This is a genomic window from Exiguobacterium sp. s75, from assembly GCF_018617145.1.
GTDB lineage: Bacteria > Bacillota > Bacilli > Exiguobacteriales > Exiguobacteriaceae > Exiguobacterium > Exiguobacterium profundum.
On sequence record NZ_JACSJQ010000001.1, the window covers coordinates 123,866 to 137,233 of the forward strand.

General features: G+C 49.9%; 14 protein-coding genes. 7 read left to right on the forward strand and 7 right to left on the reverse strand.

The genetic code is table 11. The annotated features are described in order from the left end of the window. Positions 1-11 precede the first annotated feature (11 nt). Positions 12-689 carry a DUF6241 domain-containing protein gene (locus KNO68_RS00655; RefSeq protein ID WP_214689300.1) on the forward strand — a complete coding sequence of 226 codons (678 nt, stop codon included), beginning with the start codon at positions 12-14 and terminating at the stop codon, positions 687-689. 46 nt (positions 690-735) lie between these two features. Here the strand turns inward: KNO68_RS00655 and KNO68_RS00660 are convergent, their stop codons facing one another. Beyond that, positions 736-2,328, reverse strand: coding sequence for a diguanylate cyclase domain-containing protein (locus KNO68_RS00660; protein ID WP_214684848.1), 1,593 nt, complete (start codon positions 2,326-2,328; stop codon positions 736-738). Positions 2,329-2,450: 122 nt separating this feature from the next. Here KNO68_RS00660 and KNO68_RS00665 point away from each other — a divergent pair, with 122 nt between their 5' ends. The 4 genes from KNO68_RS00665 to KNO68_RS00680 all read left to right on the forward strand — a co-directional run bounded on the left by KNO68_RS00665 (position 2,451) and on the right by KNO68_RS00680 (position 5,409). After that, positions 2,451-3,110, forward strand: a complete 660-nt coding sequence (locus KNO68_RS00665) for a DsbA family protein (RefSeq protein WP_215111908.1) — start codon at positions 2,451-2,453, stop codon at positions 3,108-3,110. A gap of 1 nt (position 3,111) precedes the next feature. Next, a complete protein-coding gene (locus KNO68_RS00670; protein WP_214684844.1) occupies positions 3,112-3,525 on the forward strand; it encodes a disulfide oxidoreductase in 414 nt (137 codons plus the stop codon). Positions 3,526-3,538: 13 nt separating this feature from the next. Beyond that, the gene (locus KNO68_RS00675; protein ID WP_031421282.1) at positions 3,539-4,117 is read left to right on the forward strand and encodes an SCO family protein; all 579 of its coding nucleotides are present in this window, start codon (positions 3,539-3,541) and stop codon (positions 4,115-4,117) included. 197 nt (positions 4,118-4,314) lie between these two features. After that, complete coding sequence (locus tag KNO68_RS00680; RefSeq protein ID WP_214684842.1) at positions 4,315-5,409, forward strand: MBL fold metallo-hydrolase; 1,095 nt, start codon at positions 4,315-4,317, stop codon at positions 5,407-5,409. Between the two features lie 24 nt (positions 5,410-5,433). On the opposite strand, the gene KNO68_RS00685 is transcribed toward KNO68_RS00680, so the two are convergent. The 3 genes from KNO68_RS00685 to trhA form a co-directional block, all read right to left on the reverse strand. Next, positions 5,434-6,651, reverse strand: a complete 1,218-nt coding sequence (locus KNO68_RS00685; protein WP_214689286.1) for an MFS transporter — start codon at positions 6,649-6,651, stop codon at positions 5,434-5,436. Between the two features lie 97 nt (positions 6,652-6,748). Next, positions 6,749-7,444 (reverse strand): DsbA family oxidoreductase, encoded by a 696-nt coding sequence (locus KNO68_RS00690; protein WP_214689284.1) that lies wholly within the window; start codon positions 7,442-7,444, stop codon positions 6,749-6,751. Between the two features lie 87 nt (positions 7,445-7,531). Then, positions 7,532-8,176 (reverse strand): PAQR family membrane homeostasis protein TrhA, encoded by a 645-nt coding sequence (gene trhA / locus KNO68_RS00695; RefSeq protein WP_031421292.1) that lies wholly within the window; start codon positions 8,174-8,176, stop codon positions 7,532-7,534. 127 nt (positions 8,177-8,303) lie between these two features. On the opposite strand from trhA, the gene KNO68_RS00700 reads away from it, so the two are divergent. Next, positions 8,304-8,822: a DUF1836 domain-containing protein gene (locus KNO68_RS00700; protein WP_214684836.1), complete on the forward strand. Its 519-nt coding sequence runs from the start codon at positions 8,304-8,306 to the stop codon at positions 8,820-8,822. 42 nt (positions 8,823-8,864) lie between these two features. Here KNO68_RS00700 and KNO68_RS00705 read toward each other — a convergent pair whose 3' ends face one another. The 3 genes from KNO68_RS00705 to KNO68_RS00715 all read right to left on the reverse strand — a co-directional run bounded on the left by KNO68_RS00705 (position 8,865) and on the right by KNO68_RS00715 (position 11,292). Further along, positions 8,865-9,479 carry a PH domain-containing protein gene (locus tag KNO68_RS00705; RefSeq protein WP_015881030.1) on the reverse strand — a complete coding sequence of 205 codons (615 nt, stop codon included), beginning with the start codon at positions 9,477-9,479 and terminating at the stop codon, positions 8,865-8,867. A 12-nt stretch (positions 9,480-9,491) separates the two neighbouring features. Next, positions 9,492-10,325: an aldo/keto reductase gene (locus KNO68_RS00710; RefSeq protein WP_078146482.1), complete on the reverse strand. Its 834-nt coding sequence runs from the start codon at positions 10,323-10,325 to the stop codon at positions 9,492-9,494. Between the two features lie 61 nt (positions 10,326-10,386). Continuing rightward, positions 10,387-11,292 (reverse strand): MBL fold metallo-hydrolase, encoded by a 906-nt coding sequence (locus KNO68_RS00715; protein ID WP_240499792.1) that lies wholly within the window; start codon positions 11,290-11,292, stop codon positions 10,387-10,389. A 367-nt stretch (positions 11,293-11,659) separates the two neighbouring features. Between KNO68_RS00715 and abc-f the strand changes: the two genes are divergently transcribed. After that, positions 11,660-13,357 carry a ribosomal protection-like ABC-F family protein gene (abc-f, locus tag KNO68_RS00720; RefSeq protein ID WP_078146484.1) on the forward strand — a complete coding sequence of 566 codons (1,698 nt, stop codon included), beginning with the start codon at positions 11,660-11,662 and terminating at the stop codon, positions 13,355-13,357. The last annotated feature ends 11 nt before the right edge of the window (positions 13,358-13,368 follow it).

Consider the following 13,368-nt stretch of genomic DNA (forward strand, 5'->3'; position numbering starts at 1 on the left):
GTGGGGACAGAATGAAACGGAAAAAAGCGTTTTGGTGGGTTGCACTGACGGGACTTGTCGTCATCGGGATTGCTTCCTATGTTGGCTATACATATTGGAGTGGACCGAATCCAAATGAACTTGACCGGGAGCAGATGACGGAAGAAGACTACACGCGAGCACTCGAATTGATTGATATCATCAAGGAAGAAGACCCACTCGGGCGGCGTCAAAATGTGACGCGCCGCATCAATCCACAGGAGACGACGGGACTCATCTTTGATGATCCCAAAAAGCTGAACAAAGGGAATCTTATTGACGCGATGCATCTGATGACCCATCAAAAAATCTTGGCGACAGAAAAAGCGGGTGCCATCCCGATGACGCATGACAATCTGAAAGAGGTTCGTGACTATTTGGAGTTGTTGCGTGACAAGAATAAAATCAAAAACGATGACTATCTTCAACTCGGTGGTATCATTGAACGCTGGGAACAAGCCATCTTCGATGAAATCGATAAAGAGCAGGACGTTTTGTTAGAGGAAATGTATGCCGCCATCGGATTCTCGAACGGACTGGCGACACGTGCGGAAGAAGAGTTGTTCATCTTGAATAACTTTGGGGGAGAATACGTGTATACGCTGGATTTAGAACCGATGCCAGAAGAGGAAGAACAGAAGGGAGACGTGAATACGAATACGGAAGAATAAGCAAAAGGAGTTCATGATGAACTCCTTTTTGCATGGGGAAACGATGTCATGAGAGCGACTCATGGAAAGAAAGTTGATGTTTCCCGTTCGCTTTTGACCGATATAACGCGTCGTCCGCTTGTTCGATGGCAATGTGTGGTGGTTCCGGTGGACTCCAAATGGACACCCCGATACTAGCCCCGACTTTCACCGATGCGATGTCTAGCGTAATCGGTTTAGAAATTGTATCGATGAGTGTGTTTCCAACCTCCCGAATTTGTTGGGTCGAACGCTCAGTCCTTGGGAACATGAGGAAGAACTCGTCTCCGCTCAATCGAACGGGATAGGCCTCCTCGATGGGCAGAGCCCGTAACCGTTGTGCGACCTCGACCAATACCTCGTCCCCGACCCCATGACCATATGTATCATTCACCGCCTTGAAGCCATCGAGGTCGAGATAGAAGAAGACGTAAGGTTCTTTCGAGGTGTGTAGTTGATTCAGCTGCTCACGTAGGGCGACCCGATTTGAAAGACCGGTCAGTGCGTCACGATTCGCTAGTTTTTCAAAGTGTACCCGTTCCGACTCTGACTCCGTAAGGGAGGTGACGAGCGATTCGAGCGCGAACGCGAGCGACTCAATCTCTTTGATTCCTGATTGATGGGGAAACGTGTTCGCTTTCCCTTGTTCCATGAGCGAAGCCGTTTCGGTGATTCGCTTCAACGGTCTCGTCACGATCGAAGCGAGTAGCCAACCGAGTACAGCCGTCACAAGTGAGGCCAATAAACCAATCCATAGAATTCTCGTTTCAAGCGTCTCGACCGGTGCAAACGCGACTGCCGTCGGCTGACGGACGACGACCTGCCAACCAAGTCCAGGATATTCATCATATCCTTCTCCGATTGACATGCCTGTCAGATAGTCTTGACCGTCATCCCACTCTTTCACGGAGGCGCCTTCTGTAAAGGATACAGGGAGTGGTTTTCCGACCATGTCGTCTGGACCGAGGAGCACGACACTGTCTCGTTCACTGATGACGAATAAATCCGTATCATCGACTTGTTCATGAAGCGTTCGATTGAAATGTTCGAGTACTTCTTTCCCCCAGGCCCAGCTTAAATGAGTGGCAAGTACCCCTTGAAACGAGCCGTCCTGGAAAAGCGGGACACTGATATCGACGAATTGAAGGGGTTCCCCCGTCGGATTGGGCAATAATTCAGCTAAGAGGACCGCCTCGTGGACATCTCCGATAAAGGGAGCATCTTGTGCTTTGAGATAAACCGGTCGTTCGGCAATCGAGGCTCCCTCGAGAATCCCGTTCGTCGAAGCGACGACGGTCCCGGCCGCATCCGTGACGCCCATCCATGAGAAGGCGGGGATGTTCGTCTGGACTTGATCGAGGAGTCGACGTGTTTCATCTCGGTCCTCTAAATCGAGACCCTGTAAGAGTTGGACTTCTTGATAGCGTGACCACATATAAAAATCGAGCTTGTCCGCCAACTGATGCGATGTCGTCGACAGGCGTTCCCCGATTTCTTGTTCGAGTGAATCAGATGCCCTATGACTGATGAGAGAAGTGAGGGCGATTGTCAGTAAAAAGACGAGCGTGGCAATGCTGAGCGCCAAAATGAGTCCGAGGCGCATCGTAAAAGACTTGATCATGCGTAAATAAACCTCCTAAAGCTTGAATTGAAGAGAATTATGAAAAACGAGTCGATATCATGATAGGAAGAAGAGTTTCCGCTATAATGAAAGACGAGTCAAAATAGATAGAGGTGAAGAGAATGAAAAAGAATCAATTGTTGGTCATCTTGACCATCGTTGCGGTCGCGTTAATCGCATTGGTGTTCGTCTTACTCAACCAAGATGAGTCGACGACAGCCGAGCGTGGCGATCACGTCTCGATTGAAGGACAACCGACACTCGGAAACCCGGATGCGAAAGTATCCGTCGTCGAGTTCGGAGATTACAAGTGTCCTTCGTGTAAACAGTGGGGTGAAACGATTTACCCGCAACTGAAAGCGGATTATCTCGACAAGGAAGACGTCAGCTTCAGCTATATTAACGTCTTGTTCCATGGACAAGAATCAATTTTGGCATCCCTCGCTTCCGAGTCGGTATACGAGCAAGATCCTGAGTCGTTCTGGAAGTTCCATAAGGCGCTCTACGATGCGCAACCGGAATCACAACAACACGACAATGCGTGGGTGACCGTCGAGAAGCTGAAAGAAATCGCAAGCAAGACGACGACATCGGTCGACTTGGCGAAGTTTGAGCAAGACCTTGGGGAAGAATCGACCGTGCTTGAAAAAGTCAGTACGGATGATGGTCTTGTAAAAGAGAACGGTGTCCAATTCACGCCGTCTATCATGATCAACGGTGTGATGCTCGAAGACCCGTTCGATTACGAAAAAATCCAAGAGCTGATCGAGCAGGATTTGTAAGATGAAATCATTTCTCGAAAAGTATGGGTTATACCTCGCTTGGCTCGTCTCGTTGACGGCGACGCTCGGCAGTCTCTACTTCAGTGAGATCCGGGAGTTCGTGCCATGTGAGCTATGTTGGATTCAACGTATCTTTATGTATCCGCTGACCATCCTCTTGGGGATTGCCGTCTTCACGGAAGATCGGGCGGTTCGGAAATATGTGTTACCGCTTACTATCATAGGCGGTTTCGTATCACTTTACCATTACTTGGTACAGAAAGTGCCAGGTTTTGCAGAAATTCAACCTTGTGCACAAGGAGTTCCGTGTAGCGGTCAATACATTAACTGGCTCGGGTTCATCACAATCCCGTTCCTCGCATTGACAGCTTTCACGCTCATCACGATCCTCATGTGGAACGTCAAAAAGCGATAAGGAGTTGGCATGTGTGAAGAAATGGTGGATGATTGGTTTGACGACGATGCTTATCGTCCTAGCAGGATGCGGTCAAGAGATTGAGGATCCGCTCAACTGGGAAGTCGAATCGTTCGAATATACGAATCAAGATGAAGAAATGGTCAGTCTTGACGATTTAAAAGGGAAAGTGTGGATGGCGGATTTCGTTTTCACAAGCTGTGAGACCGTCTGTCCACCGATGACATACAATATGACAAAGCTGAATGAAGCGCTTGAAGAAGAGGGCGTCGAAGACGTGCAATTCGTTTCCTTCAGCGTCGACCCGACGGTGGACACTCCGGAGAAGATGAAAGAGTTTATGAGTGGCTATGACCTTGCGAAAGCAGATTGGCAGTTCCTCTCAGGTTACTCGCAAGACGAGATTGAAACGTTTGCCCAACAGAACTTCAAGGCGCTCGTCCGGAAGCCTGACGAAGGTACACAAGTCGACCACGGTACGTATTTCTATTTGGTCGACCAGGAAGGAAAGATCATCAAGGCGTATCCTGGTTTCCAAAACGTTCCGACCGAAGACATCATCAACGACATTAAAATCTTGCAAAAATCTTAACCGAAGACCTGCTCCACCAAACACGGGTGAGCAGGTCTTTTTGGTTTAAGAGAACTGATATAATGGAATAACCAGAATGCTCAATGAAGAGCACGCCATTTTTTTTGAAAGATAAGCGAATCGACATACTTTCTCGGATAGAAACGGCGAAGGCACGCTATAATCAATTCAACGAACTATTAGAAAAGAGGACCTACATGAAAAAGACGATGTTGCTCTCATTGGTTGGAATGGCGGCTGTCACCGGAACGATTCTGACACAGTACAAACCACTTGGACGAAAGCCAAAATCGCTTCAATCTCCGAACCGGATCAATGGAAAGTTCCGTAATCAATATGAGACACCGATGAACTTCTCTGCGCAAGACATGGTGTCGATGGCGCGCGACTATCGTGATGTGACGTCACTGCGTAAGCCTACCGAACGTCTTCCGATCGTGCCAATCGATTTTGAGGAGAAGACGGGCTCGAGCTTCACAAGAATCTATTGGCTCGGTCATTCGGCGCTCATGGTACAAATGGACGGGAAGACGATGCTCGTCGATCCGATGTTTGGACGTAGCCCATCCCCACTCCCGTTCGCTAAAAACGAACGCTTCAGTGAAGACTTGCCGTTCGAACTAGAGGACTTGCCCGAAATCGATGTCGTCTTATTGACACATGACCATTACGACCATCTCGATTATGGAACGATTCTTGCCATCCAAGACAAGGTCGCCATGTTCATCGTACCGCTCGGGGTAGGGAGTCATTTGAAACGATGGGGTGTTGGGGCAGAACGAATCGTAGAACGGGATTGGGGCGAGTCGTATGCGTTAGGGTCGTGGACATTCGTCTGTACGCCGGCGCGTCACTTCTCCGGTCGCTCGTTGACGGACCGCAACAGCACACTCTGGGCATCATGGGTCGTCCTAGGTGAGACAGATCGGCTCTTCTTCAGTGGGGATAGTGGCTACGCGCCGCATTTCAAGATGATTGGCGAACAGTACGGGCCGTTTGATTTTGCCGCACTTGAATGCGGGCAATATGACGTACGCTGGCCAGACGTCCATATGCAACCGGAAGAGACCGCGCAAGCGTTTCACGATTTACGGGCCGACCAAATGATGCCGATCCATTGGGGGGCGTTCACGCTGTCGTTCCACGATTGGTTCGACCCAGCGGAACAGATGTCGTCTCTCTTACCAAAAGAAGTCGTCCTCACTCCAAAAATCGGGGAGAGAATCACGCTCGACGGTCGGAATGATACGACGACGTGGTGGCGAGAGCTCAAAGACGCAAACAAGCGATGACCTTGGTCACCGCTTGTTTTTTTGTTAGGAAGACATCTTCTCTGTGGAATCTTCCTCGATATGCAATTGATGCTTTCTCGTGTATACAAGAAATGCGCCGGTCATCGCGATCGAACTGATTCCGAACAAGACGACCATGAGCTGAAGTCCAATCAAGTCGAGGAAGAATCCTGTCACGAGAAGGACGACTTGGAAGATAATCCGGTCGAGCATGTTTCGGAACGAGAAGAAACGACCGTGATATTCTTTTGGCATCCGTGTCTGGAAAATCGTGACCGCCGTCGGGAAGAAGCATCCGACCGAGAAGCCGAAGAGAACGAACGCAGCAATGGACATGAACGGGATGTCCGCAAAATAGAGCATCAGTTGGGCGACACCGATTAAAAACGAGAACGAGAATAAAATCGAGAACGCCGAGAATTTTTCTCCGATCCGTTTAATCATAAAGGCACCTGTCATGAAGGCGAGTCCTTCTGCCGTATAAATCCATCCTTTAATCGCCGTCGAATCCTGCAACTCACTGATATTGATGACGAGCAAGTTGAACCCTCCGAGGAAGAGGAGTGGGATGAGCGTCATGACGAGCGTCATGAAGATGACGGGAATCGATTTGATGATTGGGAAGACGTCTTTGAAACCGCTCGACGCTTTCGCATCGACCTTTTTCGCCGAGGGCGTTTTCGTCTCATCGAGTTTCAAGAAGAGCGTCGCCACCGCTAGCAACAGGTAGGCGACGAGCGAGAGCGCGTAGACGTTACGGAGCGAGATCAGTGTCAAAAGGACACCTGCAATCGCCGTCCCGATGACACGCGACAAGGTAGACACATTCATATGAACGCCGTTCAAGGCAAGAAGTTCCCGTTCTTTCACGATGAGCGGAATCGCTGCCTGAAGGGCAGGGAAATAAAAAGCGGCCGATCCCTGTAAGATAATCAAGAAGATGACCATCCACACGACCGAATTCGTCTCGATGGCGACGAACATGAAAATCACGCTGAGCGCCCGGACGATGCTCGAGATGAGCATGATTTTTTTCTTAGAACCTTGGTCGGTCAAGCGACCCGCGAGCGGACCGATGGCGACCCCGGCAAGTAAGCCGATGGCGAGAATGACCGCCTTCACAAAGTCAGAGGGGACGCGGTCTTGCATAAATTCCAAGTTCCCGATGATGCCGAGCCATAGACCAAGACCGGCGACGAATTCGCCCGTCAAGATGATCCAGACGTTCCGATTTTTCCACATAGATGTATTCCTCGATTCTTATCTGTTGATAATAATTATGCTTGAGAATGATTCATTTAGCCACAAAAAAGAAGCCAAACGTCGGCTTCTTCATCAATCAAATATCACAGTTGTCGTCGGTGCACGTCGCGCCGTTCGAAAGGACTTGGATCGTCGGATTGTTCTCAGACCAGACTTTTTCGAGCACTTGCGTGAACGCTTCCGTCGGCTGAGCACCAGACACCCCATATTTGTTGTCGAATACGAAGAACGGGACACCCGTGATGCCGAGGTCGCTTGCGCGTTTCTCTTCGGCACGGACGTCTTCCGTATACACGTCAGTCGTCAAGACGTCACGCACGGCGTCACGTTCGAGTCCGACGCTTGTCGCGATTTCAAGCAGCACATCGTGATTCCCGATGTGTTTCGCGTCGACAAAATACGCCTGAAGCAACGCTTCCGACAATTCTTTTTCTTTCCCGACCGTTTTCGCGTAATGCGTCAAACGATGCGAGTCGAGCGTACCCGTCACGACCATGTTCTCAAAATCGTAATCGAGTCCGACTTCGCGGGCCTGAGCGGCGACTTGTGCAGTCGTTCCTTTTGCCTGTTCGATCGGCATCCGATATTTCGTTGCGAGTGCCTCATAGATGGTACGTGAATCATTCGTCGGGGCGTTCGGGTCGAGTTCGAAACTCTTGAATTCGACTTCCACTTGGTCTGCCTGTGGGAACTGTTCGAGCGCCTCTTCTAGACGACGCTTACCGATATAACAAAACGGGCAGACATAATCTGACCATACTTCAATTTTCATGATGAATCCCTCCTGTCCTTAGTGTAGGAAATCTTGAATTCAAAGTACAGGAAACGGCTCATGAAAAAAGCCCTCCACGAGGAGGACTTAAAAGACGTACCAAAACACACAGACGAAGTGGGCGAAGCTTCCGAACAAGATGAACAGATGGAACACCTCATGGAAGCCCCAGCCTCGCCAGTTGACGAATTTTGGCTTGAACCCGTAAATGAGTCCACCAATGGTATACATGACGCCACCGAGGACGAGCCAGAAGATACCGGCGTTGCCGATTACGTCATGGAGCGGTCCGATAAAGAAGACGGACAGCCAGCCCATCCCGATATAGAGCGCGGTGGACAAGAAACGCGGGGCATGGAACCAAACGAGTTTGAAGATAATGCCGAACAAGGCGAGTGCGTGTACGGTACCGAAGAGGACCCACCGCGTCGGTCCTTCGAGCGCGAGTAACGTGAGCGGTGCGTATGTACCCGCAATCAATGCGTAAATCATCGCATGATCGATTCTCCGGAAGAAAGCGATGACGTTCGGTGAGGCGATGATGCTATGGTAAAGACCTGACGATAAGTAAAGAAAGACGAGGCTGATCCCGAATAGAATCGCGGCCATAATGGCAAGCGGCGAGCCGAGTAACGAGGCTTTGACGACCATCGCGATGAGGGCGATGAAAGCCAGTACTGCACCAGCAAGATGCGTCAATGCGTTGATGGGTTCACGGAAAATCGAATGCATGTAAAACACTCCTTATCACATCATGTAGTATCGATAACTACATGATATACTGAAGAGGAACAAACAGCAAGGTGTACCTTTCGACAAATGGAAGTTTTCTTTATACTTAGGAAGTGAGGTGAGGTAGATGAAAGCGAAGGACATTACCGAAACGGAAGGCACACTCCCGCGGGATGTGCTGCCGACCATCGATTTATACATGGATCAGGTCATCCAGCTGTTCGAGCAGCATTATGGGAAGATGAAGCGAAACGAGGAGGAGACCATTTTGACGAAGACGATGATCAACAACTATGCCAAGGGCAAGTTGTTTCATCCCGTCAAAAATAAAAAGTATACAAATGAACATCTGATGTTACTCAGTTTGATTTATGAGATGAAAGGTCTCTTGTCGATCAGTGATATTAAGGAGACGCTCCGACCGTTGAACGAGTCGGATGAGACGTTCTCACTTGAAGACTTCTACGAGGCCTATCAGGCTCAGAAAGTGAAGAATCTAGAAGCGTTCGAAGCCCAGGCGGACACGCTATTAAGTACATCGCTCGAAAAAGAGAGCGATGTCAAGCGAACGCTCGCCATCGCATCTGCCGTTCATATGAGCCACTTGTATCAGCGGTTGGCCGAGCAATTGATCGATGAGAACTAAAAACAACTCCTCCGAAGACAAATCGTCTGCGGAGGAGTTGTTTTAGTTATTGATGTATTTCTCGTAAACCGTACCGAAGTCTTTACGGTTCCATTCATGATAGTGGCGTTGTAGCCAATCGAACGATTGCTCGTTCAATTCCTTGAACGTGTTCGGCACGTTCATGTCACCTTCACGAAGTCCGCTCAAGATCGAGACGGAGTGAGTCAGTGATGTGTTCGCATACTCCATCATGCGACGGCCTTCCCGCTGAATCTCTTCAATCGCGAGGAGTGCCTTGTACAAATCTTTCACGTGCTCGATTTGTTTCTTGTTGATATCGATTGAGTATGGCTTGTCGCCGATTGTGAATTTGACTTCGACATCGAGGTCGACGGTGCCGGCCGTCTCGAACATGACGTGCTTAATCGGATAGTGTGCGTAAGGGTAACGATATAGCACTCGTTTCGAACTCATCGCACTCGTTCCATCAAGGTGAATCATACCTAAGTTTGTAAAGCAGTATTCATCCGATTTTGATTTGATCAAGAAATAGATCTTTTCGTTATCCTCATGGAGGACATAATCATCCGAGTCCGCCTTATCAAAATCGGACGGGTCGATCACCTCACCGATGTCGCTGAAGCCAGTCAAATCAGAAGCCAGTTTTTTGAACATGTCATTCACTCCTCAGTAATGGATTTTATGCATCTCTTTCGGGTCGGACCCGGTCCGCTCGTCACGATTGAGCGCATCGATGGCCGCCATCTCTTCTTTCGTCAACGTGAAGTCGAATACCTGTATATTTTCTTTGATTCGACTCGGTGTGACGGATTTTGGGATGACGGCGACGCCGTTCTGTAAGTGCCAACGCAAAATGACTTGGGCCGGTGACTTGCCGTGAGCGTTCGCAATCTTGACGATCGTCTCATCTTCGAGCGCTTCGCGTCCTTTCATGAGTGGACTCCACGCTTGAATCTGGATGTCATATCGTTTGCAGAATGCAATCAGTTCTTTCTGAGACAAATATGGATGGATCTCGACCTGGTTCACGGCCGGGACGATTGAGCATGATTGAATGATTTGCTCCAAATGCTCGATCTCAAAGTTCGAGACCCCGATTGCTCGGACGCGTCCTTCTTCATACAGCTGTTCGAGTGCTTTGTACGTTTCGACGAATTTACCGAAACGAGGCATCGGCCAGTGGATGAGGAACAAGTCGACATACTCGAGTCCGAGCCGATCTAAGCTATCCTGAAACGCTTGGAGCGCCTCGTCGAATCCGTGGAACTCGTTCCAAAGCTTTGTTGTCACAAAGACGTCCTCTCGTGGGATGCCTGCTTCACGAAGCGCTTGTCCGACACTCTCTTCATTTTGATAAATCGCAGCCGTATCGATCAATCGATAGTCTGCATCGAGCGCAGCTTTGACCGTATCGACCGTCACTGCGCCATCTTCGACCTTATAGACACCGAGCCCGAGCATCGGCATCTTGACGTTATTATTCAACGTCGTCCATTCCATAAAAAATCCCTCCCTCTCGTCTATAACGTTACCGAAATTTTGGATGAAGGGAAAGGAAAAACTACAGACGGATGCTTTCCCCGTGCGCCTTGATCACAATTTGGTCACGGTCGAGTTTTGCGGCCGCGACGAGACGATGATACGGTTCCTCGACAGGCTCATAAGAAAGGACGAACGTATCCCAATGCATCGGGAAGAAACGCTTCGCTCCGCTCTCTTTGTACATCATCCAAGCCTGTTCCGGAGTACAGTGCGCTTCCTGGAACGAGTCCGGTTGATAGGCACCGATTGGGAAGAAGGCGAGGTCGATCGGTTCACGGTCAGCGAGTCCTTTGAAGGAGTCGGTATAGGCCGTGTCTCCTGCGAAGAGCATACGAATCCCTTTGTATTTGAGCAGGTACCCGTTGTACCCCATATGTTTGTCCCACGGGAAACGGTTGCCCCAATGCTTGACGGGAATGGCGCGGACATCGAGCCCGTTCGCAAGTGTCACTTTGTCATGTGGATGCAGTTCGAGCGTCTGCAGACTCGGGTATCGGCGCAACAGGCGGCTCGTCCCAGGAGCAGAGACGACAATCGTCTCGCGAGTGATGAGTCGCTTCAAACTTTTATGGTCAAAGTGGTCCATATGGGCATGGCTGAGTAGGATGACATCGACCGGGCCGACCTCCTCAATGGAGAGGGCCGGAGCGGTGTGACGTTTCATGCCGACTGTCAGCGGTCCGAGATGGACACCGATTCGTTTTGAGAAGACGGGGTCCGTTAAAATCTTGAGCCCATACCAATGAATGAGGACCGTCGAATGCCCGATCCACGTCGCCTGCACATGCGTCTCATCAATGGTTGTCAGTTCTGGACGTTCCGGCCATTTAAAGCGCGGACGGGGGAGCTGTCGTTTGAATCGTGTATAGAGAAACGTTCCGACGCTCGCCAAGACGGCACTCGGAACGAGGATGCGTCGACGCATCATGCATCACCTCACTGTTCGAATATACTGTCATCATATCGCGAGGACAGATGCACCGCATCCGCCTAAAGGAGTAGAAAAAATGGGAGATTGTGGGGTACACTCTTGCGAATCCGCTTTCAATTTGATAAGGTGGCAGTAACTTAGGAAAGAGAGGTACACCGTGCCATGAAAAATACACGTTCACTCCAACGATGAGACGAATCATCACTGTTCGCTTGAACAGTCACGGGTGAAGTGTGTCCAGTTTTTCAAATACGGGAAGCGCTCGTTTTCCTCTTTGAACGGATTCCTTCACACCACCGCTTTGAAGCGGATGGTGTTTTTTGTTTCATCGCGTATCGGATTCATAAGCGAGGTGAAACAGATGTTAGCAGTAAAACAAGTCCGGTTTGACTATGACCGGAAACCATTATTTGACGCGGTCTCGTTCGAGGTCGCGGCTGGAGAGCGTGCCGTATTATTCGGATTGAACGGGAGTGGGAAGACGACGCTCTTCCGACTCGTGACCGGGGAGTTGACCCCGCAAGCCGGGAAGATTGAATGTCTTGGCGAGGTCGGACTCGTCCGACAGACCATCGAATCGACAGACATGACCGTACTTGAGTGGACGATGCGCAGTGATCTTGAACGATATGCGCTCTATGAAGATGTTTCTTCTGGTGACGAGATGCGTGTCATGCGGTCCTATGAACGGGCGCTCGCACTCGATGTGTACAACTTGGAACAAGAGGCGACAAGAGCATTGACTCGACTTGGGCTGGAGGAGCACCTCTTCCGAAACATTAACGAGCTAAGTGGAGGCGAGAAGACGCGAGCTCAGCTCTCAACATTGACGATGAAGCGGGTGGACCTCGTCCTGCTCGACGAACCGACGAACCATCTGGATCTCGAGTCGATCGACTGGCTCACGAAGTGGTTGAATCAGTTTAAGGGGACGGTGCTCATCATCTCACACGACCGTCAACTGATGGATGATGTCGCAACGACCATTCTTGAACTGTCAGGCGGACTAGTCACTCGATATCAGGGAAACTATACGGCGTATAAACATCAAAAAGAAGAAGAACGCGTGCGTGACGAGCGAGCACATGCTCGATACGAGAACCGAAAGGCAGAACTTCTCGAGATGATTGCCCAATATAAAGGGTGGCACTTAAAGGCGAAAGCGACAGCGAGTGTCCGCAGTCCGGGAGCGCAAAAAGGAGCGGCCAATCTCGCCGTCAAAATGAAGGCAAGAGAACAGAAGTTAAGGCAGCTCGAAGACAATCGTCCACAAAAACCAAAAGAGGAGAAATCCATCTCCGTCCGTTTTGCGGCGGATGAGCTCGAAGCGAAAACGTGGCTGACGTGTGAGGATGTGACGTTTGGATACGACAAGCCGTTCTATGAACCGTTTTCCTTCTCGATGAATAAAGGAGAGCGGATCTCGATTACCGGACCGAACGGAAGCGGAAAGACGACGTTATTAAACGTGCTGATCGGTGAACGATTACCACACTCGGGCGTGATCAAGCGACATCCTCGTCTGAAGATCGGATATTTCTCTCAAACGCTCGAGCGTCTCCCGGAGACCGGAACGTTACTTGAGGCGTTACTCGCCAATAGTGAGATCGGAGAGACGGAGGCGCGGACGTTGCTCGCTCACTTCTTGTTCCGGCGAGATGAAGTGCACCGACCGATTACCGAGGCGAGCATGGGAGAAAAGTGTCGAATCGCGTTTCTCATCTTGTACTTCTCGGATGCCCATCTGTTGGCATTAGATGAACCGACGAACTATTTAGATGTGGCGACACGCGAACAAATCGAGGCGGCGTTGTCCGTCTATCCGGGTGGATTATTGTTGATTTCCCACGACCGCTACTTTCATCGTCTGACTTCGCGCACGATTGAATTAGGAGAGCACATTGTCATACGTGAGAACGATGAGCGCGATGAACCGGTCGATGTCGAACAAATGGTCAGAACGATGGACGAATTGACAAAAGATGAATTGAAATTTTTTGATGAAGCAGGAAACCTCCTACCATTTGACGAAACGAGTGAAATGAATCGAATCGAGTAGGAGTGAAGAAC

Coding starts and splice junctions, on each gene's coding strand:
- KNO68_RS00655 (WP_214689300.1), top strand. CDS start 12: ATGAAACGGAAAAAAGCGTTTTGGTGGGTTGCACTGACGGGACTTGTC.
- KNO68_RS00665 (WP_215111908.1), top strand. CDS start 2,451: ATGAAAAAGAATCAATTGTTGGTCATCTTGACCATCGTTGCGGTCGCG.
- trhA (WP_031421292.1), bottom strand. CDS start 8,176: ATGCATTCGATTTTCCGTGAACCCATCAACGCATTGACGCATCTTGCT.
- KNO68_RS00690 (WP_214689284.1), bottom strand. CDS start 7,444: ATGAAAATTGAAGTATGGTCAGATTATGTCTGCCCGTTTTGTTATATC.
- KNO68_RS00715 (WP_240499792.1), bottom strand. CDS start 11,292: ATGCGTCGACGCATCCTCGTTCCGAGTGCCGTCTTGGCGAGCGTCGGA.
- abc-f (WP_078146484.1), top strand. CDS start 11,660: ATGTTAGCAGTAAAACAAGTCCGGTTTGACTATGACCGGAAACCATTA.
- KNO68_RS00710 (WP_078146482.1), bottom strand. CDS start 10,325: ATGGAATGGACGACGTTGAATAATAACGTCAAGATGCCGATGCTCGGG.
- KNO68_RS00680 (WP_214684842.1), top strand. CDS start 4,315: ATGAAAAAGACGATGTTGCTCTCATTGGTTGGAATGGCGGCTGTCACC.
- KNO68_RS00660 (WP_214684848.1), bottom strand. CDS start 2,328: ATGATCAAGTCTTTTACGATGCGCCTCGGACTCATTTTGGCGCTCAGC.
- KNO68_RS00705 (WP_015881030.1), bottom strand. CDS start 9,479: ATGTTCAAAAAACTGGCTTCTGATTTGACTGGCTTCAGCGACATCGGT.
- KNO68_RS00700 (WP_214684836.1), top strand. CDS start 8,304: ATGAAAGCGAAGGACATTACCGAAACGGAAGGCACACTCCCGCGGGAT.
- KNO68_RS00670 (WP_214684844.1), top strand. CDS start 3,112: ATGAAATCATTTCTCGAAAAGTATGGGTTATACCTCGCTTGGCTCGTC.
- KNO68_RS00685 (WP_214689286.1), bottom strand. CDS start 6,651: ATGTGGAAAAATCGGAACGTCTGGATCATCTTGACGGGCGAATTCGTC.